The sequence below is a fragment of the Leifsonia virtsii genome (genome assembly GCF_030433675.1).
Lineage (GTDB): Bacteria > Actinomycetota > Actinomycetes > Actinomycetales > Microbacteriaceae > Leifsonia > Leifsonia virtsii.
In genome coordinates this window covers 283,302-307,204 of record NZ_JAROCB010000003.1, presented here as the reverse complement: position 1 = coordinate 307,204, position 23,903 = coordinate 283,302, and the positions used below count along the sequence as shown (strand labels likewise).

Sequence of the window (23,903 nt, the reverse complement as noted above, 5' to 3'; positions counted from 1 at the left end):
GGTCAGGCCTCCGTGTCGAAGAAGCGGGCCGTGTCGCCGGTGCTGCCCGCTCCCCCTGCGCCGTAGACGCCGGGGTCGTCGCCGGCCGCCGACATCGAGCTCAGCGTCTCCTGCGTCGAGCGGGCGGCCTCACGGAGCAGACGCTCGTTGGTGTCGCGCACCTCGGCGATCTGCGCGGTCAGCTCGGTCATGGCGGCCAGGTGCGAGCCGAAGATGTCGGACCAGATGCCGTCGGGCGCGGCGGTCGCGAGCTCCCGCAGGGTGGCGTCGGGACCGAGCCCCCACTCCTCGGCGACGGAGGAGACCTCGACGGTGCGGGCGAGACCCACGGCGCGCATCCGCTCGACTACCTGCTCGACCTCACGGGTGGCGTGGGAGATCCACCGCGACTTGCCGGCGATCAGGAGCAGCTGCTCCTCCTCGAGCTTGAACAGCAGGAGTTCCAGGAGCTCGCGCTCCTTCCACAGCTGCGCGGAGAGCTCGCTCGCGGCCATGTCGCTACCAACTTCCTCGTGAGTCGATGTGCGCACCTGGTCTCCTCGGGTCTGATGCCGGGATCCTGTGCCGGCGTACCAGACCATCGGCACGCTTTCGCCCGATGTTAGGCGCGGGTGCGCGTCCGCGGGAGCCACGACGTACCGCTTCTCGGCGGCATGCCAGTATTCCCCGTACTGGGGGTAGGGGCTGCCCCTTAATGGGGGCACCGGACGCGGGACCTGAGTGGATTCGCATTGTTACCGTGAACACGTAAGGCCCCTAGCACCGCGATCGGCACCCGAAGTAAGCCCGGTTGCGAACCGCACCGCCCGAGTACCAGCAATGACTCGCCCGATCGAGACATCGCCACGTATCCGTCCGATGAATGAGGGGTCGCCCAGCGTGAACCGCACAGAACGCAACGCGCTTGTCGTCGAGAACCTGCCGCTGGTCGGCTACCTGGTGTCCGACCTCTGCTCTCGTGCCACCCACCTGTCGCGCGACGACCTCGCCTCGGCCGGCGCCGTCGCGCTGGTGACCGCCGCTGACGCCTACGACCCGACCATCGGCGTGCCGTTCGGCGCCTACGCCCGCACCCGTATCGTCGGAGCGCTCGCCGACGAGCTCCGCGCATCCGACTGGGCCACCCGCTCCGCCCGCAAGCGCATCAAGGAGACGCTGGCGGTGCAGGAGAGCCTGACGGCGGCGCTTGGGCGCGGCCCGAGCGTCGACGAGATCGCCAACGCGCTCGGCGTCGACCGCGCGACGGCCGAGGCCGGCCTCGCCGACGCCTCCCGCACCGTGACCGCGCTCGACGAGACCGTCGAACCGCTCCTCGTCTCCGAGACGGTCGGCCCCGAGGACTCCCTCCTGGCGAACGAGCAGACCGCCTACGTCCGTGCGGCCGTCGCGGCACTCCCCGACCGGATGCGCTCCATCGTCGAGGCGATCTACTTCGACGACCGCACGGTCACCGAGATCGCGGAAGAGCTCGGGATCACGCACTCCGCCGTCTCGCAGCAGCGCTCGGAGGCGATCCGGCTCATGCGCGAGGGCATGGCCACGCACTACGCCGACGAGGGCGACCCGGTCGTGATCGAGGCGAAGACCTCGCAGGCCCGCCGGAGCGCCTACCTGGCGCGCCTCGCGCAGCACGCGGTCGCGGGCGTCTCGCTCCTCTCCCCCACCTCGCCCAGCTCAGCCCGGGCGTCCTGAACCTCGTCCCTAACGGGACGGGAACCCGAGCCGATAGAGGCTCATGCGGACCACGGAAGGGCCGCGGACCACCACCCAGTCATGGAGGAAACATCATGGGTATGCAGATCAACACCAACATCGCGGCGAACAACGCCTACCGCAACCTGAACAACACGCAGGGCGACCTCTCGAAGTCGCTCGAGAAGCTGTCCAGCGGCCTCCGCATCAACCGTGCGGCGGACGACGCGGCGGGTCTCGCCATCTCGGAGGGCCTGAAGTCGCAGGTCGGCGGTCTGACCGTCGCGGCCCGCAACGCCCAGGACGGCATCAGCGTCGTGCAGACCGCTGAAGGCTCGCTCACCGAGGTCCACTCCATCCTGCAGCGCATGCGCGACCTCGCGGTGCAGGGCGGCAACGACTCGAACAACGCGACCTCGCGCGCGGCGATCAAGACGGAGGCCGACGAGCTGGGCAAGGAGCTCAACCGCATCACCAACGGCACCAACTTCAACGGGATCGACCTGCTCAAGGGCGGCTCGCTGAACTTCCAGGTGGGCGCGGGCTCGACCGCCAACGACACCATCGCGGTCAACCTGGCCGACGTGGCGACCTCGGTCGGCACGCTGTCCGGCGCCGCCGGCGCCACCGGCTTCGACGTCACCAGCAACGCGACGGCGAACACGACGATCACCGCGATCGACACCGCGATCACCGCGATCTCGACCGCCCGCTCGGAGCTCGGCGCCTCGCAGAACCGCTTCGAGTCGGCCGTTCGCAGCCTCAACGTGTCGAAGGAGAACCTGTCGGCCGCGTCCAGCCGCATCACCGACACCGACATGGCGGAGGAGATGGTGAAGTACACCCGCTCCAACATCCTGTCGCAGGCCGGCACGGCGATGCTCGCTCAGGCGAACCAGTCCAACCAGGGCGTCCTGCAGCTGCTCCGCTGATCAGGCCCGGCGGCCGGGGCGTCGTTCTGACGCCCCGGCCGCCGAACCATCCGCACCACCGACGTAGGAGGGAGAGACCCGCATGGGCATGGCGGTCGACGGCCTCATCAGCGGCTTGAACACGACGCAGCTGATCAACAGCCTGATGCAGGCCGAAGCGATTCCGCAGACGCTGCTCAAGAACAAGCTCTCCGACTCCACGACCTACATCACGGCCATGCAGGCCCTGAACACCAAGGTCGCCGCGCTCGCGACCTCGGCCGGCGCGCTCGCAAAGCCGACGGGTGTCGACCTCCACACCGCCTCCACCACCTCCACCGCGGTCACGGCGACCGCCGGCACCGGAGCCGTGGACGGCACCATCGACTTCACCGTGGACCGGCTGGCCCAGTCCCAGGTCACGGTCACCGGCCCGCTCACCCAGTGGCCGGACCAGCCGCCGACGCTCACCTTCGTCGCGGCCGACGGCACCACCAAGCAGGTGACCGCGGCGAGCGGCTCGCTCGCCGATGTCGCCGCCGCCATCAATCAGGCCGGCGTCGGCGTCAGCGCAACCCGGGTGGCCGCGGGCCTCGACCCGTCGACCGGTCAGCCCCTGTACCGGTTGCAGCTGAGCTCCACGAAGACCGGCGCGGCGGGCGCGTTCACCGCGTACCGAGGGACTCCCGCGGACGTGGCCGCGGGCACCGCGACGAATCTGCTCTCCGATCCGGGCGCCGCGCAGGTGCGCGCCGCGCAGGACGCCCAGCTGACGCTGTGGGCCGGAAGCGGAGCCGCCCAGACGGTCACCAGCTCCACCAACACGTTCTCGGATGTGCTCCCCGGGGTCTCGGTCACGGTCACCGCCGCGTCGACCACCCCCGTCACGCTCACGGTCGCACGCGACGACAAGGGGCTCACGGCCGCGGCGAACTCGCTCGTCACCTCCGTCAACGACATCCTGTCGCTCATCTCCCAGAAGCAGGCGGTGAGCACCTCCACCGACTCGGCCGGGGGCACCGTCGTGACGGGCGGCCCGTTCACCGGCGACTCGACGACCCGTGACGTCAACCAGAAGCTGGTGGATGCGATCAGCGCTCCCGTCAACGGCGTCTCCCCCTCCACCTACGGCATCAGCATCCAGCGCGACGGCACGGTCACTTTCGACCAGAACGTCTTCGCCACCGCGATGGCCGCCGACCCGGACGCGGTGAAGGGCGCGCTCACCACGATCGCGCAGCGTGTCGCGGACGCCTCGACCGCCGCGAGCGACACCTACACCGGCTCGCTCTCGCTCCGCATCAAGGGCGAGCAGTCGACCGTGAAGGACCTCAACGACCAGATCACCGACTGGGACACGCGTCTCGCCGATCGTCGGTCCACGCTCGAGAAGACCTACGCGAACCTCGAAGTCCAGCTGCAGCAGCTGCAGTCCCAGTCGTCGTGGCTGAGCGGCCAGCTGTCGTCCCTCCCCACTGCGAGCGCCTCATGAACCCATTGACCTCCGCCGCCGCCAAGCTCTCCGCGTACAACCGCGACAGCGTCCTCTCGGCCAGCCCCGCGAGGCTGCTCACGATGCTGTACGACCGCCTGCTGCTCGACCTCACCCGGGGCGAGACCGCGCTGGAGGCCGAGCAGTGGCCGACCGCGTGGGAGAACCTGCGGCACGCCGATCAGATCGTCGCCGAGCTGGCCGGCAGCCTCCGGGTGGACCTGTGGGACGGCGCCGAGGGTCTTCTGCAGCTCTACGGTTACCTCGCCGACCTGATCGTTGGCGGGATGATCGAGCGCGACGTGACCAAGGTGCGCGAGGCGATCGCCCTCGCGGAACCCTTGCGCCAGACCTGGCACGAGGCGGCCGCCCTGTTGCCGTCCGCGACCGCCGCCACCGGGATCACGCGTGACCTCGGCGTCGCCTGAGCCTGCGACCGGCGGCCTCGCCGGCTGGTCGGAGGCGCTCGACCGGATGGAGCGCGAGCTGCACGGCGCGCTCGCCCAGGCCGACCCCGTCCCCTGGCGGCCACCCATCGGCCTCGGCCCCATCCCGGCCGAGCTGCAGGAGCGCGCGGCGCGTCTGATCGAGGCTCAGCTGCACACGATGCGCTACCTGGAGGACGTGCGGCAGACGACCGCGCGCCATCTCGCGGCCGTGCGGGCTGTACCCCGCTCGGAGGCCGGCCCGCATCCGGTGTACTTCGATCTGATCGGCTGACTCCCCCACACGTTGTCCACCTGTGGATAACTACGTGCAAAACGCGTGGACTACTGCCGCGATCGTGTGGAGGACACGCGCGGGATGTGTGGATTCTCAGATTCTCAGGATTGATAAAAGCCACTTGACCTGGCCTTTTACCTGCGCTCGACCGCAATCGAAGGTCTCTTCGAAAACACACGGGTGTAATTCACAACGGGGTACATACTGTGGATGACGGTGTGGGCAATCGCCCGGCGAACAACTGCTGAGCGGAGTGCCTAACGGCCGGGGGAGACCTGCCGATAGCTCAGATCGAGCACGGATCGCTCACCGATTTGGCCACGGATGGGCCGCCCCACGACCCTGGAGTGCAGCTGTGCTCGAATCCGTGACCAGCGCCGCCCTGGCGAGTGCCCTCGACGGCCTCGCAGCGCGGCAACGCGCCATCGCGAACAACATCGCCAACGTCAACACCCCCGGCTACACGGCCGAGCGGGTGTCCTTCGAGTCCGCGCTCGCAGCCTCCGTCGCCGAGCACGACGGACATGCGGCGGCGACGTCCCAGCGCTCGCTGGAGCCGACGCGCCTCGACGGCAACAACGTCAACCTCGACACCGAGACCCTCTCGAACGTGGACACCGTGCTGCGGTTCCAGTTCGCCTCCCAGGCGGCCGGCAACCAGTTCTCCGCCATCCGCGCCGCCCTGAAGACCGTCTGACGCCGGACAACGAGGAGCACTGCACATGACTTTCGACGCCATCGGGATCGCCGGCACGGGCCTCAACCTGCACCGGCACTGGCTCGACGCCATCTCCGACAACCTCGCCAACATCAACACCGCGAAGCCCACGAACGGCTCCGCCTTCCAGGCCCGGTACGTCGTGGCGCAGGAGGGCGAGGGCGTCTCCGGCGTGTACGTCGCCGGCGCCGCCTACGGAAGCGCCGAGGGCCGCATGGTCTACGAGCCGACCAACCCCGTCGCCGACGCCGACGGTTACGTCCGCTACCCGGACATCGACCTGTCCGAGCAGATGGGCTCGCTGATCATGGCCCAGCGCGGCTACCAGGCCAACGCGGCGGTGGTCGACCGCGCGAAGGAGACCTACCAGGCCGCGCTCCAGATCGGGAGGAACTGATGCCCATCCCCGCCATCGGCGCACTGTCCGGCATCGGCGCGAGCACCGGCGTCCAGCCGGCCTCGACGACGCAGCCCACCGGGGGAGCGGCCTTCGGGAACGCCCTCACCGGGGCGATCGACAACCTGCAGCAGCTGCAGGGCACGAGCGACAAGCTCGCCATCCAGGCCGTCACCGGCAACCTCGACGACATCCATGACGCCACCCTGGCCTCGACGCGCGCCCAGGTGACGCTCGAGCTCGTGGCGGGCGTGCGGAACAAGGCCGTCGACGCGTTCAACGAGATCATGCGGATGCAGGCCTGATGCCTCAGCAGGTGACCAGTTTCTTCCGGCGGCTCGGCGACACGATCCGCGGCTTCAGCGTGGCCCAGCGGGTCATCGCGATCATCGGCGTGGCCGTCGTCGCCCTCGGTGTGACCGGGATCGCCATGTGGGCGTCCCAGCCGTCGTACACCCCACTGTTCTCCGGCGTCGCCGCGTCGGACGCCTCCGCGATCGTCGACCAGCTGCGCACCGACGGGGTGCCGTACCAGCTGACCGACGGCGGTTCGACCATCCTCGTCCCGCAGGAGAAGGTCTACGACGAGCGGCTGAAGGCTGCGTCGGCGGGCCTGCCCGCGTCCACCACGGGCGGGTACTCGCTGCTCGACAAGATGGGGGTCACGTCGTCCGAGTTCCAGCAGAACGTCACCTACAAGCGTGCGATGGAGGGGGAGCTCGGCAACACCATCGCCGCGATGAAGGGCGTCAAGGCGGCCTCGGTGCGGCTCGCCATCCCGCAGGAGACGGTGTTCGCCTCCGAGAAGAAGGACCCGACCGCCTCGGTCTTCGTGGAGACCCAGAGCGGCGTGACCCTCACGGCCGACCAGGTGCAGGCCATCGTGCACCTCACCAGCGCCGCCGTCCCGGGCATGAAGCCGACCGACGTCGCCGTGGTTGACGCCGACGGCACCGTGCTCAGCACGGTCGGCGGCGGGGCGACCGGGGGAGCGGACAAGCAGGCGAGCGACTACGAGACGCGCGTGAAGTCGGCCGTGCAGCAGATGCTCGACAAGGTCGTCGGCCCCGGCAACGCGACCGTCGCCGTCGCGGCCGACGTCAGCACCGAGAGCGCGCAGCGCACCGAGGAGTCGTACACCGCGCCGACGGACGCGCCGTCGCTGAGCGAGACCACCCAGAAGGAGACCTACACGGGCTCCGGAGGCGGCGGCAACGCCGGCGTGCTCGGACCGGACAACATCGCCGTTCCGAACGGCACCAACGGCAACGGGACCTTCAACTCCGAGTCGAGCACGAAGGACAACGCGGTCGACAAGGTCACCGAGCAGCGCACCATCCCGGCCGGCGCCATCAACCGGCAGACCGTGTCGGTCGCGCTCAACTCCGACGCCGTGGGCGGTGTCAGCGCGAACGAGATCCGCAACCTGGTGAACGCGGCCGCCGGCATCGACGTCAAGCGAGGCGACTCGGTGAGCGTCGAGATGGTGCCGTTCAGCAAGGCGGGGGCGACCGAGGCCGCCAAGGCGCTGCAGGAGGCGAAGGACGCCGCAGCGCAGGACCAGCTCACCAGCATCATCCGCACCTCGCTCATCGCCGGGGCCATCGTCGCGGCAGCGATCATCGCGTTCGCCCTGTTCCGCCGCAGCCGGAAGCGGGCCGCCGAGCTCGCGGCGCTGGAGCAGGACACCGACTCCCTCGCGCTCGACGCAGGCGCGTTCCCGATCGCGCTGGAGCAGGCGGCGCCGACCGTCCCGATGCAGCTCGACCCCGTCCCGGAGATCACGGACCCGGCCGAGCTCGAGGCCGACCGCCGACGCGCCGAGATCGAGGCGCTTGCCGAGCGCGACCCGCAGCGCACGGCCGAGTTCCTGCGCAGCCTGATGGATGACAGGGCGGGCGTATGAACGCGGCACTGACCGGGGCGCAGAAGGTCGCCGTGGTGCTGATGAACATGGATCAGCAGCGCGCGGCCCAGGTGATGAAGCAGTTCTCCGACGAGGAGGCCGACGAGATCACCGCAGAGATCCTGCGGCTGCGCCGGGTGGACCCGGGGGTCGCGGAGAAGGCGCTGAACGAGTTCCACGAGCTCGCGACCCACGGAACAGTGACCACCCGCGGCGGCCGCGACATCGCGGTCGGGCTGCTGGAGGCCTCCTTCGGCGCGGAGCGCGCGACCGGCGTGCTCAACCGGGTCGCGTCGAACCTCGCGGGCAAGCAGTTCGAGTTCCTCGACGCGGTCGAGCCCGCCCAGGTGCAGATGCTGCTCGCGGGCGAGCTCCCGCAGACCAGCGCCCTCGTGCTGGCGCACCTGCGCGCCGACCACGCGTCGCGCGTGCTCGCGGGCCTCGACGACGGTGCGCGCACCGAGGTCGCGCACGCCATCGCCACCATGGGCTCTCCGAGCCCGGACGCGGTGCGGGTCGTCGCCGAGACGCTCAAGCAGCGCGCGAGCGCGGTCGTCTCGTCGCGGACAGCCTCCGACGCGGTCGGGGGAGTGCAGCCGCTCGTCGACATCATCAACCGCGCCGACGCCGCCACCGAGAAGGCCCTGCTGGAGGCGCTGGAGCAGCGCGACCCGCAGCTGGCCGAGGAGGTGCGCTCCCGGATGCTGACCTTCGACGACATCGTGCGCCTGGAGGCGCGGGACGTGCAGCAGGTGCTGCGCGGTCTCGACGCGGCCGTGCTCGCCGTCGCGATGAAGGGCGCCGCCGCTGCGGTGGTCGAGGTCATCACCTCCAACCTGTCGGAGCGCAACCGCGAGGTGCTGGAGGACGAGGTCCGCATCCTCGGCCCGGTGCGTCTCTCGCAGGTCGAGGACGCGCGCGCCGAGATCGTGCGCGCCATCCGCGACCTGGAGGCGAGCGGCGCGATCACCGTGCAGCGCAGCGACGAGGACGCGTATGTCGAGTGACGCCGTCGCCGGCTTCGAGCCCCTGACCGTCCCGGTGATCGCCGAGACGGAGCAGGAGCGCGCCGCGATGACGTCCGCCCGCTCCCGCGGCTACGCGGCCGGGTACGCCGAGGGCAGGCGCGCGGCTGCGGCCGAGCAGGCGCGCTGGCTCGCCGAGGCGGAGGACGCCAGGGCGGCGGAGAGCGCGGAGGCGGCGGATCGCGTCGCCGTGCTCGCCTCGGCGCTGCGGACCGCCGCAGTGGAACTGCGCGAGGCGACCGTCCCGGTGCTGGCCGAGGCGGAGGCGGCGCTGACCGCCGCCGCGTTCGAGCTCGCGACCGCCGTCGTCGGCATCGCGCTGGAGGACCGGCTCGCGGCCGCGCGGGCGGCCGTCGCGCGCGTGCAGGCCGCGGGTGCTCCCGGCGCGGTGCCGGTCGTCCGCCTGCACCCGGACGACGTCGCGGCGCTTCAGGCCGCAGCCTTCGGGGCCGACGGGATGCAGCTGGTCGCCGACCCGGCGCTCCACCGCGGCGACGCCGTCGGGGAGCTGCCGAACGGGTGGCTGGATGCGCGCATCCACTCGGCGCTGCAGCGCGCGAAGGAGGCGCTGTCGTGAGCGCCGTGCTGACCCGGTGGGGGACCGCCGTCGAGGCGGCAGGTGTCGAACGCGTCGGGCGCGTGACGGCCGTGCTCGGCCTGAGCGCGGAGCTCGAGGGCGTGCCTGCTGCCATCGGCGACGTCGTCGTGATCGGATCCGACCCGGGCGTGCACGCCGAGGTCGTGGCCACCACGGCCGACCGCGTGAGGGTCATGCCGTACGGCCCGCTGACCGGGGTCGCCGCGGGCGCTCCGGCGCGCGCAGTCAGCGCACCGCTGCTCGTCCCGACCGGTCGCGGGATGCTCGGCCGCGTCATCGACGCGCTCGGCCGGCCGGTCGACGGCCGCGGACCGATCGAGCCGGACGGCTTCGTGCCGCTCGGCAACCGTGCGCCGGACGCCATGCGCCGCGCGCGCATCCTGCAGCCCCTCGGGCTCGGCGTCCGGGTGCTCGACACCATGGTCACCACCGGTCGCGGCCAGCGGCTGGGCCTCTTCGCCGGCTCCGGCGTCGGCAAGTCGTCGCTGCTGTCGATGATCGCGCGGGGGACCGACGCGCAGGTGTCCGTGATCGCGCTGGTGGGGGAGCGCGGACGCGAGGTGCGCGAGTTCCTGGAGGACGACCTCGGCCCGGCGGGCCTGGCCCGCTCCGTCGTGGTGGTCGCGACGTCGGACGAGCCGGCCGTCATGCGCATGCGGGCCGCGTTCGCGGCGACGCGGATCGCCGAGGCGTTCCGCGACGAGGGCGCCGACGTGGTCCTGATGATGGACTCGCTCACCCGCGTCGCCATGGCGCAGCGCGAGATCGGCCTCTCGGCGGGCGAGCCCCCGGCGACGCGCGGCTACCCGCCGTCGACGTTCTCGCTCCTCGCCCAGCTGCTCGAACGCGCGGGCACCGGCGAGACCGGCTCGATCACCGGGCTGTACACGGTGCTCGTCGACGGCGACGACCACAACGAGCCGATCGCCGACGCCGCGCGCTCCATCCTCGACGGGCACGTGGTGCTCGACCGGCGGCTGGCCGTGGTCGGCCACTTCCCGTCCGTCGACGTGCTCGGCTCGGTGTCGCGGCTGGCGTCGCGGGTGGCCACGCCGCAGCAGCGCGCGGCCGCCGTGGCGCTGCGGAGCATCCTCGCCGCCAAGGTCGGCGCGCAGGACCTGCTCGACGTCGGCGCCTACAAACCAGGGACGAACCCGAAGGTGGACGCCGCGGTCGCCCACGCCGACGCGATCGACGCGTTCCTGCGGCAGGCGATCGACGAGCCGGCGCCGCCGGCCGAATCGTGGGCGCGGCTCGACGCGCTCAACGGGATGCTGGGAGGCGCGTGATGGCACGAGCATTCGCACTCGCCGGTCTGCTGCGGCTGCGGCAGATCGAGAAGGAGCACGCGGCGAGCGACCTGGCCGCCGCCAACGCGATGCGGCGCGACGCAAGCGAGCGGCAGGCGCGCGCCATCGCCGCCCTGCACGCGGTGCCTGTCGAGGCGACCGACGCGAGCACGCTGTTCGCGATGGCCGCCGCGCGCGCCTCCAGCCGCAGCATGCTCGCCGACCTGACCGCGCTCGCCGCGGAGGCGGAGGCGGAGGCCGAGGTCGCGCAGGAGGCGTTCACCGAGGCGAAGAAGCGCGCGGTGGGGCTGGAGAAGCTCGAGACGCGTCACCGCGAGCAGCTCGCCGCGGGCGACCTGAGCGCCGAGCAGGCGGCCATCGACGAGATCGCGACCGGCGCGTGGCAGCGCGCCAGGGAAGGGGGAGAGGCATGACCGTGACGGATGCGATCGGGCGCATCGCGCAGATCCAGGCGACGCTGGTGCAGCTCGACAGCGCCGGGAAGACGGCGGCGACCGGCTCGGCTTCGGGGACCTCGGCGTCCTCCGGGACGTCGGCGACGGACTTCGCCTCCGCCCTCTCCGGAGCGCTCGGCGCAACGCAGGGCACCTCGACCGGCTCGGTGACCGGCGCCGACGTGGTGGCGGACGCGAAGAAGTACCTCGGCGTCCCGTACGTCTTCGGCGGCACGAGCGCCTCCGGCCTGGACTGCTCCGGGCTCGTGCAGCGCGTGTTCAAGGACCTCGGGATCGACGTGCCGCGCCTGGTCTCCGGCCAGTCGACGGTCGGCACGGAGGTGCCGTCGCTCGCCCAGGCCCAGCCCGGCGACCTGATCGTCACCAACGGCGGCGAGCACATCGTGATCTACGCGGGCGACGGGAAGGTCATCCACGCTCCGAGCGAAGGACGCAACGTGAGCCTGGTGGACAACTGGATGAAGGACTCCGACATCGTGACCATCCGCCGGGTGGCGCCGCAGGCGGCGCCCGCGGCGAGCGGTGCCTCTGCACTCTCGGGCTCGACCGCGAAGGCGGACATGCTGCGTTCGCTGTTCGCGTCGATGACGAGCGGAGGCTCGCTGTGAGCCCGGCGACCGTGACCGCCGCGCCGCCTGCCGCGGCCGCGAGGCCTGCCGCGTCCGCCGCGGCGAAGGGGTCGGCTGACGCGTTCGACGGTTTCCTCAAGGGCGCGGTGGAGGCGTCCCCGCGTCCCGGCCGCGGCCACGCGACGCGCGGCACGGGTGACGACGTGAGCGGGGGAGAGGCGGCGAACACGGACGAGCCTGCGAAGGCCGCCGATGCCTCGACCGACGGCACGCACACCACTTCGCCGTTCGCTGCAGGCCAGCCGGACGCGGTCGCGGCGGCCCCTGCTCCCACTCCGACGGCGGTGCTCGTGACGGCCGTGGCTCCGGCAGCGCCGACCGTCTCCGTCGAGCCGTCGGCAAACGTTGCCGCTCCCGCTCCCGCGAACGCGACGCAGACCGTCACGCCGGCCGCGACGGTCGCGACCGCCGCTGTCGCCTCGTCGGTCGCGCCGGCCGTTCCGGGTGCTGCGCCGCGTCAGACTGCCGCGCCTGCGGCGACTGCGCCCTCCAAGCCTGCGCCTGCGCCGGTGGTGACGCCTGCGACCGCCTCTGCTGCTTCCGCTCAGCCGACCGCGACGCCCGCGACTTCCGCTCCGGCGGCGGAGATCGCCCCCTCGACCGCCACTGCCTCCGCGCCGACGGCGCCCACGACCATCGCCCCACAACCCGTTGTCGACCCAGCGCGCGCGGACAACCGTGTCTCGCCGCAGCCTCCCGCAGCCGCGCAGCCCGACGCCGCCGCCCTCACGGCCGCGGCCACCCCGGCTCCCGCGGCCGCGCCCCTCGCCGAGGCCGCAGCCGTCGCGAAGCCGAAGACCGCAACCGTCGAGCCGCCTACCGCTCCGCCGCCCGCCGCGCCCGCCCCTGCACCCGTCGCGGTCGACCGCACCGCCGCGGCCGCGCCTGCCGCGGCACCCGCCCCCGCGGCATCCACCCCGCAGCCGCTCGCCGGCCAGCTCGCGCGCCCCGTCTTCACCCTCGCCGCCGCGGGCGCGGGGGAGCACGTGATGACGGTGCACGTCCGGCCTGACAACCTCGGGCCCGTCACCGTGCGGGCGCACGTCGGCGGCGAGGGCGTCCGGGTGGAGCTGTTCGCACCGACCGACGTCGGGCGCGACGCCCTCCGCGCGATCCTGCCCGACCTGCGCCGCGACCTCACCGGCGCCGGGCTCACCGGGACGCTCGACCTGTCGTCCCAGAACCAGCCGGCGACCCAGCAGGACGGCAGGGGCGGAGCCAGGCAGGAGCCGGCGCCGCACCAGTCCGAGTCCCGACCGGCCGCCGCGCCCGCCGCATCCATCCGCTCCACCCCGTCCGCACCCGCAGACGGGTCATCGCACAGCATCGACCTGATCGTCTAGAAGGGAGCCACCGTGGCCGTCGACCCCGTCACCGGAGCAGACACCGCCTCCACGGGCGGCATCTACTCCACCCCGCCCACCCGCACGCCGAAGCAGTCGCTCGACAGCGAGGCGTTCATGCAGCTGCTGGTCACCCAGCTCCGCAACCAGGACCCGAGCTCGCCGATGGACACCAACCAGATGATCCAGCAGACCACGCAGCTGGCCATGATGGAGAAGCTCACCAACATGGACACCACCGCGCAGGAGGGCTTCGCCCTGCAGATGCGGCAGGCCGCCGCGACACTCATCGGTCACACCGTGAGCTACCTCGACAAGAACGGCGACACCCAGACCGGCGTCGCCTCCTCCGTCTCCTACGCGGGCGCCGTGCCCGTCGTCACCGTCGGCGACCAGAAGCTGGCCCTCGACTCCATCCTCGGCGTCGTCACCCCGGCCGCGCCGGCCGCCTGATCTCACCTCGAACGTTCCACGAAAGGATCCGCCATGCTCCGCTCGCTCTACTCCGGAATCTCCGGCCTCCGCTCGCACCAGACCATGCTGGATGTGACCGGCAACAACATCGCCAACGTCAACACCACGGGCTTCAAGTCGTCGGCGGTGCAGTTCCAGGACACGCTGTCCCAGCTCGTCCGCGGCGCCGGCGGCGCGCAGGCCGAGACCGGCGGCACAAACCCGGCCCAGATCGGCCTCGGCGTGCTCGTCGCGGGCATCTCGACGAACTTCACCCAGGGCGCGGCGCAGGCGACCGGCCGCTCCACCGACATGATGATCAACGGCGACGGCTTCTTCGTGATGAAGGTCGGTGGTGAGACCGTGTACTCGCGCGCCGGGTCTCTCGACCCCGATTCGCTCGGCCGCCTGGTCGGCCCGGGCGGCGCCATCCTCCAGGGCTGGAACGCGGTCAACGGCGTCATCCAGCAGGGCGGCGCCCTGAGCGACATCACCATCCCGCTCAAGGCCGTCACCCCGGCGGCCGCCACCACCGCCTCGAACGTGACGGGAAACCTGCCGTCCGACGCCGCAGGCGGAGACCAGCTGGTGCGCGACGTCACCGTCTACGACGCGAGCGGCACCGCCCGCAAGGTGACGCTCACGTTCACCAAGACGGGGACCGGCTGGGATGTCGCGGGTGCCGACAGCAACGGCGCCACGGGCGCGGGATCGCTCACCTTCACCAACGGCGTCCTGACCGCCGGCGGAAACCTGACGGTCGGCGGCGTCGCCATCGACCTCACCAAGGTGACCGGCTACTCGGGCATCACCTCGGTCGCCTTCAAGGACCAGAACGGGCGCGCCGCCGGCACCCTGGAGTCGTTCACCCTCGACAAGGACGGCACCATCACCGGCCTGTTCTCGAACGGTGACAAGCAGGCCGTGGGACGCATCGCGCTCGCCACCTTCGTCAACCCGGGCGGCCTGGAGAAGGCGGGCGGCTCGACCTACCGCGCGACCGTCAACTCCGGCACCGCCCAGCTCGGCGGCCCCGGCCAGGATGGCCTCGGCCAGCTCCAGGCCGGCTCGCTCGAGATGTCGAACGTCGACCTGTCGCAGGAGTTCACCAACCTGATCGTCGCCCAGCGCGGCTTCCAGGCGAACGCCCGCATCATCACCACGTCCGACGAGGTCCTCCAGGAGCTCACGAACCTGAAGCGCTGATCCGTCGTCGCCGAGTTGCGCGTTGTGGCGGCTATTCCGCCCGTTTCGCCACCACGACGTGCAACTCGAAGGCGATCCGTGCCAGCGCGAGCACGCTCGCGAGGCCGCCGGGGCTGCCCTGCCAGTTGCGTTCGACGGCCGCGTAGCCGGCGTGCCGGATGGCGAAGCGCAGGGCGATCGCGGCGATGATCGCGTCGTCCGCGTACCCGATGACCGGGATGAAGTCGGGGATGAGGTCGATCGGCAGCACCAGGTACACGAGCAGCGCCCCGAGCCACCAGCGCGTCGCCCGCGGTACGGCCGGGTCGGTGGCGAGGCGCTTGATGAGCCGGACGACATCGGGCGCCAGACGGAGGATCTCGCGCCAGTCGACGTTCCTGCCTGCGCGCCGCTGCTGCACCCAGAGCACCGCGATCAGCAGCGCCCAGAGGAGCACCAGCCCGCCCACGACACCGAGGACGACCTCGAGCCACGACGGCATGGACTCAGCCGGCGGTCGTCGGCGCGAGCTCCGCGAGCAGGGTGCGGACGCGGCGCTCGATCTCGTCGCGGATCGGCCGCACCTCCTCGATCGGGCGGCCTGCGGGGTCGGTGAGGTCCCAGTCCTCGTAGCGCTTGCCGGGGAAGATCGGGCAAGTGTCGCCGCAGCCCATGGTGATGACGACGTCGGAGTCCTTCACGGCTTCGGTGGTGAGCACCTTCGGAGTGTTGCCGGCGATGTCGATGCCGACCTCGGCCATGGCCTGCACGGCGACCGGGTTCAGGGAGTCCTTCGGCTCGGAGCCTGCGGAGAGCACCTCCACGCGGCCGCCCGAGAGCTCGCGGAGGAAGCCCGCGGCCATCTGCGAGCGGCCGGCGTTGTGCACGCAGACGAAGAGGACGGTCGGGGTGGTCATGTTCAGCTCCGTGTGGTCGATGGGTGGGCCGCCGCCCGGGCGGGACGGCGGCCCGGCTCTGTCAGCAGCAGTCGGGCGAGCACGAGCCGTCCGGCAGCACCTGGCAGTCGTCGCTGTCGCAGCATCCCATGATGATTCTCCCTTCTTCATCGACGTTTGTCGATGAACACACCATGAACGAATACATTGACGGTTGTCAATATATGCGGGAGGATTCGGGTATGGCGATGACCGAACTGCTCCCGCTGCGCGACCTGCAGGCCTGCTGCGCACCCATCACGCGCGAGGTCATCAGCGAGGAGAACGCCATCTCGGTCGCCCGGGCGATGAAGGCGCTCGCCGATCCGGCTCGTCTGCGACTCATCTCGATGGTCGCCGCCCACGAAGACGGCGAGGCCTGCGTGTGCGACCTCACCGAGCCGCTCGGCCTCTCGCAGCCGACGGTCTCGCACCACCTCAAGATCCTCGTCGACGCCGGCTTCCTCAGCCGAAGCAAGCGCGGCACCTGGGCGTACTACCGCATCGTTCCGGGGTCGCTGGATGCGGTCTCGTCGTTCCTGACGTCGGTCTGAGCCGCCTCAGCGCAGGCGCGCCGGCCGCACCTTCACGGGCGCGAGCCAGGCGGTCACGATGACCGCGGTGATGGAGCCCGCCGCCATGATCGCGGCGAGCACGACCACCTGGAACCGCCCGGCCTCGAGGGGTGACACCCCGCCGAAGATCGCGCCGACGAAGGCGCCGGGAAGCGTGACGAGCCCGGTCGTCTTGGTCTGGTCGACCGAGGGGATGAGCGCGGAGTAGACCGCGCCGCGCGCGAGCTCCAGGGTCGACTGGCGCGGGGTGGCGCCGAGGGCGAGCCAGCCCTCCACCTCGTCCCAGTGGTCGTCCGTCGCCTCGGTGAAGCGGCGGCCGGCGAGGGTGGCGATGCTCATCGAGTTGCCGATGACGATGCCGCCGATGGCGAGCGCGTAGCGCGCGTTGAACTCGATCGCCCCTGTGACGAAGACGACCCCGGCCGCCACCAGCACGCCGGTCGCCATGCCGGTGGCCATCATCACGGCGTGGTCGCGCGACCAGCCAACGCGGCGCGTCGCGGTCGCCGCCGCCACGGAGAACATGACCAGGAGCGCCAGCGCCACCCACAGCGGGTCGGTGATGACGCCGGCGAGCACGAGGCTGATGATGGCGAGCTGAGCCGCGCCCCGGAGGATCGCGAGCGCCGGAGCCCACCGGTGCGGGACCCTGTACGCGGTGAGCACGGCGACGGCGACCAGCGCGAGCACCGCGACGCCCAGCAGGGTCGGGGCGAGCTCCTGGACGATCGGCACGTCACGAGCCTAGGCCGTACCGAAAACGCGAACGAAAACGTTTGACACCGCAGCATCCCGGCCCAGCAAGATGGAGGACCCCCTCACCGTCGAGCCCCCTCACCGTCGAGCCCCCTCACCGTCGAGCACAGGAGACCCATGACCGAGTCCCGCATCGCCCTCGCCCGCTCCGCCCGCGTGGCGACCGTCGACCGCCGCCTCTTCGGCTCGTTCGTCGAGCACCTCGGACGCTGCGTCTACGACGGGATCTACGAGCCGGGGCACCCGACGGCGAACGAGGACGGCTTCCGGCTCGACGTGGTCGACCTGGTGCGCGAGCTCGGCACGACGACGGTCCGCTACCCGGGCGGCAACTTCGTCTCCGGGTTCCGCTGGGAGGACTCGGTCGGCCCGCGCGACCAGCGGCCGGTGCGCCGCGACCTCGCCTGGCACTCGCTGGAGTCGAACCAGGTCGGGCTCGACGAGTTCGCCCGCTGGCTGAAGCTGACCGGCTCGGAGCTGATGCTGGCCGTCAACCTGGGCACCCGCGGCATCCAGGAGGCCCTCGACCTGCTCGAGTACGCCAACCACCCCTCCGGCACCGCCCTCAGCGACCAGCGCATCGCCAACGGCACCCCGGAGCCGCACGACATCAGGATGTGGTGCCTCGGCAACGAGATGGACGGCCCCTGGCAGACCGGCTACATGACGGCGGACGACTACGGCAAGCTCGCGGCACGCACCGCTGCGGCGATGAAGACGGCCGACAAGGACCTCCAGCTCGTCGTGTGCGGCTCCTCCGGGTCCGGGATGCCGACTTTCGGCGAGTGGGAGCGCATCGTGCTCGAGCACTCCTACGAGCACGTCGACTACATCTCCGCCCACGCGTACTACCAGGAGCGCGGCGGCGACCTCGGCTCGTTCCTGGCGTCGTCGGTCGACATGCAGTACTTCATCGACACCGTCGTCTCCACGGCCGATCACGTGGGCAACCGGCTGAGGAGCAGGAAGCGCATCCAGGTCTCCTTCGACGAGTGGAACATCTGGTACCTCGACGAGCACAAGGAGTCGGGCGAGGTCGGCGACGAGTGGCGGTACGCGCCGCGCCTGCTGGAGGACGTCTACTCGGTCGCCGACGCGGTCGTGCTCGGCAACCTGCTCATCACGCTGCTGAAGAACCACGACCGCGTGACCAGCGCCTCCCTCGCGCAGCTGGTCAACGTGATCGCGCCGATCATGACCGAGCCCGGCGGCGACGCCTGGCGCCAGACCACGTTCTTCCCGTTCTCGGTGACCAGCCGGCTGGCGGCGGGGGAGGTGCTGCGGCCGACCATCGCGACCGGCACGTACGAGACGGCCGTCTACGGCGAGGCCGACCTGGTGGACGCGGTCGCCACCTTCGACGAGGCGACCGGCTCCGCCGCACTGTTCGTGGTGAACCGCAGCACGACCGAGACGCAGACGGTCCGGGTGGATGTGCGCGACCTGGGCGTCGACCGCGTCCGGGAGGCCGTATCCCTGTGGGACGACGACGTGTACGCGAAGAACACGCTGCACGACCAGACCCGCGTCGGCCTCCGCCCGACTCCCGAGGCCACCCTCGCCGACGGCGAGCTCACCCTGACCCTGCCGCCGGTCTCCTGGACGGCCGTCTCCCTCTCCTAGACCCGTCGAGTTGCACGTCGTGGCCGAAAAGCCAGGGGAATAGCCGCCACGACGTGCAACTCGGCGCTCAGCCGGCGGCCGCTGGGGCGGTCTCCGCGGGCGGCGGCGACTGCAGTGCCTGGGGGATCAGCTTGCGGATGTCGTCGGGCTGGGCGGAGAGCACCACCACGTCCACCCGCCGGTTCTGCGCCAGATCGGCGTCCGTCGTCCCGGTATGGCCGGCGACCGGCCGCGCCGAGCCGAAGCTGACGGCGGCGATGCGCTCCTGCGGGAAGCCGTTCGTCTCCACCAGGTGCCGCAGCACGCTGGTCGCGCGGCCCGCGGAGAGCTCCCAGTTGGTCGGGTAGGGCGCGCCAGGCTGCCGCAGGTCGGCGTGCCCCTCGACCGAGACGTTGTACGGCGCGGGCGCGAGCACCGGTCCGATGTCGTTCAGGACTCCGATCGCGCGGGCGCTCAGCTCGGCGCGGTTGGAGTCGAAGAAGGTGGAGTTGCCGACCAGCCCGATCGTGAGGCCGCGCTCGTCGATCTTCAGCTCCACCGAATCCTGCAGCCCGTCGCGGGTGAGGGCCGCCTGGATCTGGTCCTTCAGGTGCTGCAGGTTCTGCGCCTCCTGTTGGGCGAGGGAGAAGTCGGTCGCCTTGCCGGCCTCGTCCACGTGCTTCGGCGGCACGACGACCCCCGTCGCCGTGTCGATCTTCTGCGTCTTCACCTGACCGAACCCGGTCGCGAGCGAATCCTTCAGCTGCTCGAACTTCTTCGCGTCGACCGTCGACATGGCGAACAGCACGATGAACATGCACATGAGCACGGTGACCATGTCCATGTAGGAGGCCATCCAGCGCTCCTCGTTCTCGTGCTCCTCCGGCTCCTCGTGCCTCTTTCGTCGACGGACGGACATGTCAGGCGGCTTCCTCGACGGGATCCTTCGAGCCGCGCGCCGTCTTGGCGCTCTTCGCCGCGGGCTTGTCGGCCTCGCCGCCGGGCACCATGGCGCGCAGGCGCTCGCCGAGGAGGCGCGGCTGGCTCCCGGCCTGGACGGCGAGCACGCCCTCCATGAGCAGTGTCATCCGCTCCACGTCCAGCTCGGAGAGGCGGCGGAGGCGGGCGCCGAGCGGCAGCCACAGGAAGTTGGCCGACAGCAGACCCCAGAGCGTGGCGACGAAGGCGCTCGCGATCATCGGGCCCAGCTCGCCCGGCTCGGCCAGGTTCTCCAGCACGTGGGTGAGGGAGACGACGGTGCCGATGATGCCGATCGTGGGCGCGTAGCCGCCCATGGCGCTGAAGAACTTGGCGGCGACGCGGTCCTTCTTCGAGCGCGTGGCGATCTCGTCCTCCAGCAGCACGCGAAGCTCGTCGCCGTCCGTGCCGTCCGCGATGTTCTGCAGCGCGCGCTTCAGGAACGGGTCGTCGACGCCGTCGGCTTCCTGCTCCATGGCGAGCAGGCCGTTGGCGCGGGCCTTCTCGGCGAGGCCGACGACCTGGTCGATCACCTGCTGCGGCGGCTCCACCTTGCCCCGGAGCGCGCGGGGGAGCGCCTTCACCGCCACGAGGAAGTCCTTGATCGTGCCGCTGGCGATGCCGACGGCGATGGTGGCCCCGAAGACCAGCACCATGGGGGCGGGCAGCAGCAGGGCGCTCAGGTGGGCGCCCTCCATCGTCACCATCGCGACGACGGCGCCGAACGCGAGGACGATGCCGATGATCGTTGCCGGGTCCATTACTTCTTCCTTGCTCGCAGGGGGACGGCGCGGGCCTCGGGGTGAGCCTCCACCGCTTCGTCGTCTTCCAGCCCGGTCAGCGTCACGAGCCCCAGCTGCGGCGCGGGCACGGGGCGCGGGCCGGCGGCGGGGAGGTCGTGGGCGAGCGCGATCACACGCGCCCGGTACGCGGCGATCTTCTCGATCACTTCGCTCAGGGACTCGGTGACGATGAACTTCGCCCCGTCGACCATGACGAGAGTGGTGTCCGGACTGGCGTGGATGCGCTCGATGAGGTCGGGGTTGACCGCAAACTGGCTGTCGTTCAATCGGGTGACGACGATCATGGGCGCGAATCCTGGTCTCGGCTCCGGGTGAGCCGTCACGAGGGCACTATCGGCGCGCCGCGGTCGGTCGTTAGGGGGACCGGGCGCTTCGGAAGAGACGAGTTCGCGGGCGCCGCGGGATGGCTAACGGCTCTCGACGACCTGCCGATAGTGGCTCCCGTGACCATCCTGCAGGCCCCGTCGGGCGCCCCCGAGGCGCCGGTCTACGACTTCCGGCGGCCGACGACTCTCGCGCGCGAGCACTCGCGCGTGCTGGAGCTGGCGTTCGAGACGTTCGCCCGGCAGTGGGGCACCCAGCTCACGGCGAAGGTGCGGGTGCTCAGCCAGGTCGAGTGCGACTCCGTGCAGATGCAGACGTACGACGAGTACGCCGCGTCGCTGCCCGCGACGACCGCCATGGTGCTGTGCGAGCTGGGAGAGGTGACCCCGAAGGCCGTCATCCAGTTCCCGACCACCGCCGCCCTCTCCTGGGTGAACGCGATGCTCGGCGGCCAGGGGACGCCGGTGGATCACGAGCGCACGTTCACGCAGATCGAGCACGCCCTCGTCCGCCGGCTCATGGATGACGCGCTGGAGGACCTGCGCTACTCGCTCGGCTCCATCCTGCTCGCCCCGATCTCGGTGGACGCCATCCAGTACAACTCGCAGTTCGCGCAGGCCGCCGCGACCAACGAGCTGATGATCGTCGCCGGCTTCGAGCTGCGGGTCGGAGAGAACACCGCCCGCGCCACCCTCGCGCTGCCGGCCGTCGCCGTGCTGCCGCAGCTGGGCGAGACGAACCCGACCCACAGCACCGAGAACGCGCGCGAGCTGGTGGATGCCCAGCTCGCCCAGGTCCCGGTGGATGTCGCCCTGCGCCTGACGCCGGCGAACGTCCGCCCAAGCGTCGTGCTCGACCTGCGCGTCGGCGACCTGCTGCCGCTCCCGCACCCGCAACACCGACCCTTCGATCTCACCGTCGGCGGACAGACCGTCGCCTCGGCCGCCCTCGGCTCGAGCGGCTCCCGTCTCGCCTGCGTGATCGTCAAGACAGAGGACTGAACCGATGAGCATGACCAGCACCGCGAACGCCGCAGGCCTGTCGCTTGGCCAGGCGCAGGCCGCCGCAGAGGCGCTCGCCCGGGTGTTGCCGACCGGCACGCCGCTGACGCCGCTGCTCTCGCAGGGCTCCGAGGTCCGGGAGACGGGTCGCGCCGTGGTGGCGACCTTCGTCGGGTCCGTCGCGGCAGACCTCGCCGTCGTGCTCGTGGAGGCGCCGCAGCTGGTGGACGAGGGCGCCGACGGCTCCCCGGTCGTCGCGCTGGAGGACGTGCTGCAGCCCGCGCTGGAGGCAGCGAGCGACACGCTCGGAGCCGGGGTGCTCGACGACGCCCGCGCCGAGGACGCCGCCGAGCTGTTCTCCGACCCCGCCACCTCCGTCTTCGCCCTCTCAGGCCCGTCCGGCGTCGCCGGCTGGTTCGCGGTGCGCGGCCGCGCCTCCGTCGCCGAGCGGGCGGGCGCGAGCGGCCTGGGCGGCAAGCTCGGCCGGATCAGCAACGTGGAGATGGCGCTCACCGTCGAGATCGGCCGCACCCGCATGGCGGTCCGCGACGTGCTCGCGATGGAGCCGGGCGCGGTCATCGAGCTGGACCGCTCCGCCGGTTCGCCCGCCGACGTGCTGCTGAACGGCCGCCTCATCGCGCACGGCGAGATCGTCGTCATCGACCAGGACTACGCGGTGCGCATCACCAAGATCCTGGACACCGCGGAAGACCTGGACTGAGCCGGCTTCCGTAGGAGATCCGGCGGTCTGCGCTGCGAATCTCCGACGTCAGGCAGTCAGGCAGGAGATTCGACCGTTCGACTGCTCGCCTGGCCGCCTAGCGGCACTGCCCGGCGACGGCGATCTGCTGATCGGTCGGGCGTCCGTACGCCTCGATGCCAGAGCCCCCGGTGTCGAAACCCATCGCGATCGCCCAGGCCGTCGCCCACATCTCGTCGTCGTCGCGGAAGACGGGACCGTCGAACAGCGGCTTGCACTCCGGCCGCACCACCTGGGCATGGCCGACCTCGTGCGTGACGAGGGCCTTGGCATCCCGGTCGCCGTCCCTCCAGCCGTCCTGGATCGTGAAGTTGAGGTCGATCGTCGCCCAGCCGCCGTCCTCCTCGTGGTACTGGGTCGTGCCCGAGTACCAGCCGTCGCCGAGGCCGCTTACCTCCTTGTGCCACTCGAAGTCGAGCGTCACGCCGTGCGCGATCGAGCGGGCGTACTCCTCGATCTGGGCGCGGATGGGGTAGGCGGGGTCCTGCTTCGCCGCCTCGCCCGCGGCCTGCGCAGTGTCGACGCCGCCGATCGCGCTGACGATCTGCAGCAGCGCGGAGCCCCGGATGCCGGTGGCCGACCCATCCGCCTTGCCGCCGTCGATGGCGTGCCGCAGCACGATCTTGCTGGCGTATGTGGCCGACGTGTCGGCGGTCAGCACCTGCTCGCCGTGGGCGGCCAGCTCCGTGTAGACGGCGGCGACGCTGGTGCCGAAGGCGTGCTGGGCCTTCTGGAGCGCCTTGAGTTCTGCGGCCCGGGTTTTCCTCGTCTTCTCCTCGGAGCGGGTCAGCGCGGCCTTGTGCTGCACGTCGGCGAGCACGGTCCACGGCAGCAGGTCCGCGCTGCGGACCGGCACCTGCGGAGGGTCGAAGCTGACTTGTCTCAGGTGCTCGCTCTTCGCGGTCAGTTCGGCCTGCGCCTTGGTGAGCGCGGCCGCCGTGGCCTCGCCGAGGTAGCTCGGCCTGGCCTGGGCTGCGAAGCCCGCGATGGAGCTCAGCGATGCGTGCGCCTTGTCGAGCGCCATCCCGCGCTGGCCGGTGACGTCGTCGAGCGCCTTCGACTCCGCCTCGAGGTGCTGGTGGGCCTCCGCGGAGGCCTGCACCGCGAGGGCCTGCCAGCCGAGCCCGGCACCGATGCCCGCGGCGGTCGCCAGCAGCGCGAACGCGGTCGCCGAGACCCAGAGCGCGGCCCTCCGGGGCCTGCGAGCGGGCGCGGGCTCGGGCTCGGGCGCGGCCTCGGGCGCGTCGGTATCGGTGTCGGCTTCGGTCACTGCGGTCCCCCCGGTGATCGTGTTGCAGCGGATGCGGATGTCGGCGGCAAACCGAGCACCGA

Annotated in this window: 29 protein-coding genes; 21 read left to right on the top strand and 8 right to left on the bottom strand. The window is 71.4% G+C overall.

Features of this window, described 5'->3' with window-relative positions:
* Nucleotides 1-2 precede the first annotated feature (2 nt).
* Nucleotides 3-494: a flagellar export chaperone FlgN gene (gene flgN, locus P5G59_RS12365; protein ID WP_301219300.1), complete on the bottom strand. Its 492-nt coding sequence runs from the start codon at nt 492-494 to the stop codon at nt 3-5.
* Between the two features lie 385 nt (nt 495-879).
* Here flgN and P5G59_RS12360 point away from each other — a divergent pair, with 385 nt between their 5' ends.
* From P5G59_RS12360 to P5G59_RS12280, 17 genes are all read left to right on the top strand, one after another.
* The gene (locus P5G59_RS12360; RefSeq protein WP_301219298.1) at nt 880-1,692 is read left to right on the top strand and encodes a sigma-70 family RNA polymerase sigma factor; all 813 of its coding nucleotides are present in this window, start codon (nt 880-882) and stop codon (nt 1,690-1,692) included.
* A gap of 95 nt (nt 1,693-1,787) precedes the next feature.
* Complete coding sequence (locus P5G59_RS12355; RefSeq protein ID WP_301219296.1) at nt 1,788-2,624, top strand: flagellin N-terminal helical domain-containing protein; 837 nt, start codon at nt 1,788-1,790, stop codon at nt 2,622-2,624.
* Nucleotides 2,625-2,706: 82 nt separating this feature from the next.
* On the top strand, nt 2,707-4,095 hold the full coding sequence (gene fliD / locus P5G59_RS12350; protein WP_301219295.1) for a flagellar filament capping protein FliD: 1,389 nt from the start codon (nt 2,707-2,709) through the stop codon (nt 4,093-4,095).
* A complete protein-coding gene (locus P5G59_RS12345) occupies nt 4,092-4,523 on the top strand; it encodes a flagellar export chaperone FliS (protein ID WP_301219293.1) in 432 nt (143 codons plus the stop codon). The genes fliD and P5G59_RS12345 overlap by 4 nt, the downstream gene beginning before the upstream one ends.
* Nucleotides 4,504-4,815 (top strand): hypothetical protein, encoded by a 312-nt coding sequence (locus tag P5G59_RS12340; RefSeq protein ID WP_301219291.1) that lies wholly within the window; start codon nt 4,504-4,506, stop codon nt 4,813-4,815. The genes P5G59_RS12345 and P5G59_RS12340 overlap by 20 nt, the downstream gene beginning before the upstream one ends.
* 358 nt (nt 4,816-5,173) lie before the next feature.
* Complete coding sequence (flgB, locus tag P5G59_RS12335; protein WP_301219289.1) at nt 5,174-5,515, top strand: flagellar basal body rod protein FlgB; 342 nt, start codon at nt 5,174-5,176, stop codon at nt 5,513-5,515.
* A gap of 25 nt (nt 5,516-5,540) precedes the next feature.
* The gene (locus tag P5G59_RS12330; RefSeq protein ID WP_301219287.1) at nt 5,541-5,933 is read left to right on the top strand and encodes a flagellar basal body rod protein FlgC; all 393 of its coding nucleotides are present in this window, start codon (nt 5,541-5,543) and stop codon (nt 5,931-5,933) included.
* The gene (gene fliE, locus P5G59_RS12325) at nt 5,933-6,238 is read left to right on the top strand and encodes a flagellar hook-basal body complex protein FliE (RefSeq protein WP_175337093.1); all 306 of its coding nucleotides are present in this window, start codon (nt 5,933-5,935) and stop codon (nt 6,236-6,238) included. The genes P5G59_RS12330 and fliE overlap by 1 nt, the downstream gene beginning before the upstream one ends.
* Entirely contained in the window at nt 6,238-7,839 is a 1,602-nt protein-coding gene (fliF, locus tag P5G59_RS12320; RefSeq protein WP_301219285.1) for a flagellar basal-body MS-ring/collar protein FliF, read from the top strand. Before fliE ends, fliF begins: the two co-directional genes overlap by 1 nt.
* Entirely contained in the window at nt 7,836-8,846 is a 1,011-nt protein-coding gene (gene fliG / locus P5G59_RS12315; protein WP_301219283.1) for a flagellar motor switch protein FliG, read from the top strand. Before fliF ends, fliG begins: the two co-directional genes overlap by 4 nt.
* A complete protein-coding gene (locus P5G59_RS12310) occupies nt 8,836-9,441 on the top strand; it encodes a FliH/SctL family protein (RefSeq protein ID WP_301219282.1) in 606 nt (201 codons plus the stop codon). Before fliG ends, P5G59_RS12310 begins: the two co-directional genes overlap by 11 nt.
* Nucleotides 9,438-10,751 carry a FliI/YscN family ATPase gene (locus P5G59_RS12305; protein ID WP_301219281.1) on the top strand — a complete coding sequence of 438 codons (1,314 nt, stop codon included), beginning with the start codon at nt 9,438-9,440 and terminating at the stop codon, nt 10,749-10,751. The genes P5G59_RS12310 and P5G59_RS12305 overlap by 4 nt, the downstream gene beginning before the upstream one ends.
* Entirely contained in the window at nt 10,751-11,185 is a 435-nt protein-coding gene (locus P5G59_RS12300) for a hypothetical protein (protein WP_301219279.1), read from the top strand. The genes P5G59_RS12305 and P5G59_RS12300 overlap by 1 nt, the downstream gene beginning before the upstream one ends.
* A complete protein-coding gene (locus P5G59_RS12295; RefSeq protein WP_301219278.1) occupies nt 11,182-11,835 on the top strand; it encodes a C40 family peptidase in 654 nt (217 codons plus the stop codon). The genes P5G59_RS12300 and P5G59_RS12295 overlap by 4 nt, the downstream gene beginning before the upstream one ends.
* On the top strand, nt 11,832-13,199 hold the full coding sequence (locus P5G59_RS12290) for a flagellar hook-length control protein FliK (protein WP_301219277.1): 1,368 nt from the start codon (nt 11,832-11,834) through the stop codon (nt 13,197-13,199). The genes P5G59_RS12295 and P5G59_RS12290 overlap by 4 nt, the downstream gene beginning before the upstream one ends.
* 12 nt (nt 13,200-13,211) lie before the next feature.
* Nucleotides 13,212-13,652: a flagellar hook assembly protein FlgD gene (locus P5G59_RS12285; RefSeq protein WP_301219276.1), complete on the top strand. Its 441-nt coding sequence runs from the start codon at nt 13,212-13,214 to the stop codon at nt 13,650-13,652.
* A 33-nt stretch (nt 13,653-13,685) separates the two neighbouring features.
* Entirely contained in the window at nt 13,686-14,858 is a 1,173-nt protein-coding gene (locus P5G59_RS12280) for a flagellar hook protein FlgE (protein ID WP_301219275.1), read from the top strand.
* A gap of 31 nt (nt 14,859-14,889) precedes the next feature.
* On the opposite strand, the gene P5G59_RS12275 is transcribed toward P5G59_RS12280, so the two are convergent.
* Nucleotides 14,890-15,339, bottom strand: coding sequence for a YkvA family protein (locus P5G59_RS12275; RefSeq protein ID WP_301219274.1), 450 nt, complete (start codon nt 15,337-15,339; stop codon nt 14,890-14,892).
* Between the two features lie 4 nt (nt 15,340-15,343).
* Entirely contained in the window at nt 15,344-15,754 is a 411-nt protein-coding gene (locus tag P5G59_RS12270; RefSeq protein ID WP_301219272.1) for an arsenate reductase ArsC, read from the bottom strand.
* A gap of 221 nt (nt 15,755-15,975) precedes the next feature.
* Between P5G59_RS12270 and P5G59_RS12265 the strand changes: the two genes are divergently transcribed.
* The gene (locus P5G59_RS12265; protein WP_301219271.1) at nt 15,976-16,326 is read left to right on the top strand and encodes an ArsR/SmtB family transcription factor; all 351 of its coding nucleotides are present in this window, start codon (nt 15,976-15,978) and stop codon (nt 16,324-16,326) included.
* 6 nt (nt 16,327-16,332) lie between these two features.
* Here the strand turns inward: P5G59_RS12265 and P5G59_RS12260 are convergent, their stop codons facing one another.
* Nucleotides 16,333-17,082, bottom strand: coding sequence for an ABC transporter permease (locus P5G59_RS12260; protein ID WP_301219270.1), 750 nt, complete (start codon nt 17,080-17,082; stop codon nt 16,333-16,335).
* A 138-nt stretch (nt 17,083-17,220) separates the two neighbouring features.
* On the opposite strand from P5G59_RS12260, the gene arfA reads away from it, so the two are divergent.
* The gene (gene arfA, locus P5G59_RS12255; RefSeq protein WP_301219269.1) at nt 17,221-18,726 is read left to right on the top strand and encodes an arabinosylfuranosidase ArfA; all 1,506 of its coding nucleotides are present in this window, start codon (nt 17,221-17,223) and stop codon (nt 18,724-18,726) included.
* Nucleotides 18,727-18,793: 67 nt separating this feature from the next.
* Here the strand turns inward: arfA and P5G59_RS12250 are convergent, their stop codons facing one another.
* From P5G59_RS12250 to P5G59_RS12240, 3 genes are read right to left on the bottom strand one after another with little or no spacing between them, the layout of a single operon-like run.
* On the bottom strand, nt 18,794-19,624 hold the full coding sequence (locus P5G59_RS12250) for an OmpA/MotB family protein (protein WP_301219268.1): 831 nt from the start codon (nt 19,622-19,624) through the stop codon (nt 18,794-18,796).
* 1 nt (nt 19,625) lies between these two features.
* Nucleotides 19,626-20,444, bottom strand: coding sequence for a motility protein A (locus P5G59_RS12245; RefSeq protein WP_301219267.1), 819 nt, complete (start codon nt 20,442-20,444; stop codon nt 19,626-19,628).
* A complete protein-coding gene (locus P5G59_RS12240) occupies nt 20,444-20,770 on the bottom strand; it encodes a flagellar FlbD family protein (protein WP_301219266.1) in 327 nt (108 codons plus the stop codon). Before P5G59_RS12240 ends, P5G59_RS12245 begins: the two co-directional genes overlap by 1 nt.
* 159 nt (nt 20,771-20,929) lie before the next feature.
* Between P5G59_RS12240 and P5G59_RS12235 the strand changes: the two genes are divergently transcribed.
* Nucleotides 20,930-21,811 carry a flagellar motor switch protein FliM gene (locus tag P5G59_RS12235; protein WP_301219265.1) on the top strand — a complete coding sequence of 294 codons (882 nt, stop codon included), beginning with the start codon at nt 20,930-20,932 and terminating at the stop codon, nt 21,809-21,811.
* Nucleotides 21,812-21,821: 10 nt separating this feature from the next.
* Nucleotides 21,822-22,532, top strand: a complete 711-nt coding sequence (gene fliN, locus P5G59_RS12230) for a flagellar motor switch protein FliN (protein ID WP_435871266.1) — start codon at nt 21,822-21,824, stop codon at nt 22,530-22,532.
* Nucleotides 22,533-22,629: 97 nt separating this feature from the next.
* Here fliN and P5G59_RS12225 read toward each other — a convergent pair whose 3' ends face one another.
* On the bottom strand, nt 22,630-23,841 hold the full coding sequence (locus P5G59_RS12225; RefSeq protein ID WP_301219263.1) for a hypothetical protein: 1,212 nt from the start codon (nt 23,839-23,841) through the stop codon (nt 22,630-22,632).
* Nucleotides 23,842-23,903 lie beyond the last annotated feature (62 nt).

Excerpts from the sequence above, each read along its gene's own strand:
- P5G59_RS12300 (WP_301219279.1), top strand. The coding sequence starts at position 10,751 with ATGGCACGAGCATTCGCACTCGCCGGTCTGCTGCGGCTGCGGCAGATC.
- P5G59_RS12280 (WP_301219275.1), top strand. The coding sequence starts at position 13,686 with ATGCTCCGCTCGCTCTACTCCGGAATCTCCGGCCTCCGCTCGCACCAG.
- flgN (WP_301219300.1), bottom strand. The coding sequence starts at position 494 with ATGGCCGCGAGCGAGCTCTCCGCGCAGCTGTGGAAGGAGCGCGAGCTC.
- P5G59_RS12240 (WP_301219266.1), bottom strand. The coding sequence starts at position 20,770 with ATGATCGTCGTCACCCGATTGAACGACAGCCAGTTTGCGGTCAACCCC.
- P5G59_RS12330 (WP_301219287.1), top strand. The coding sequence starts at position 5,541 with ATGACTTTCGACGCCATCGGGATCGCCGGCACGGGCCTCAACCTGCAC.
- P5G59_RS12345 (WP_301219293.1), top strand. The coding sequence starts at position 4,092 with ATGAACCCATTGACCTCCGCCGCCGCCAAGCTCTCCGCGTACAACCGC.
- P5G59_RS12270 (WP_301219272.1), bottom strand. The coding sequence starts at position 15,754 with ATGACCACCCCGACCGTCCTCTTCGTCTGCGTGCACAACGCCGGCCGC.
- P5G59_RS12310 (WP_301219282.1), top strand. The coding sequence starts at position 8,836 with ATGTCGAGTGACGCCGTCGCCGGCTTCGAGCCCCTGACCGTCCCGGTG.
- fliF (WP_301219285.1), top strand. The coding sequence starts at position 6,238 with ATGCCTCAGCAGGTGACCAGTTTCTTCCGGCGGCTCGGCGACACGATC.
- P5G59_RS12355 (WP_301219296.1), top strand. The coding sequence starts at position 1,788 with ATGGGTATGCAGATCAACACCAACATCGCGGCGAACAACGCCTACCGC.
- P5G59_RS12265 (WP_301219271.1), top strand. The coding sequence starts at position 15,976 with ATGGCGATGACCGAACTGCTCCCGCTGCGCGACCTGCAGGCCTGCTGC.
- P5G59_RS12245 (WP_301219267.1), bottom strand. The coding sequence starts at position 20,444 with ATGGACCCGGCAACGATCATCGGCATCGTCCTCGCGTTCGGCGCCGTC.
- arfA (WP_301219269.1), top strand. The coding sequence starts at position 17,221 with ATGACCGAGTCCCGCATCGCCCTCGCCCGCTCCGCCCGCGTGGCGACC.
- P5G59_RS12250 (WP_301219268.1), bottom strand. The coding sequence starts at position 19,624 with ATGTCCGTCCGTCGACGAAAGAGGCACGAGGAGCCGGAGGAGCACGAG.
- P5G59_RS12295 (WP_301219278.1), top strand. The coding sequence starts at position 11,182 with ATGACCGTGACGGATGCGATCGGGCGCATCGCGCAGATCCAGGCGACG.
- fliD (WP_301219295.1), top strand. The coding sequence starts at position 2,707 with ATGGGCATGGCGGTCGACGGCCTCATCAGCGGCTTGAACACGACGCAG.
- fliN (WP_435871266.1), top strand. The coding sequence starts at position 21,822 with ATGACCAGCACCGCGAACGCCGCAGGCCTGTCGCTTGGCCAGGCGCAG.
- fliG (WP_301219283.1), top strand. The coding sequence starts at position 7,836 with ATGAACGCGGCACTGACCGGGGCGCAGAAGGTCGCCGTGGTGCTGATG.
- P5G59_RS12275 (WP_301219274.1), bottom strand. The coding sequence starts at position 15,339 with ATGCCGTCGTGGCTCGAGGTCGTCCTCGGTGTCGTGGGCGGGCTGGTG.
- fliE (WP_175337093.1), top strand. The coding sequence starts at position 5,933 with ATGCCCATCCCCGCCATCGGCGCACTGTCCGGCATCGGCGCGAGCACC.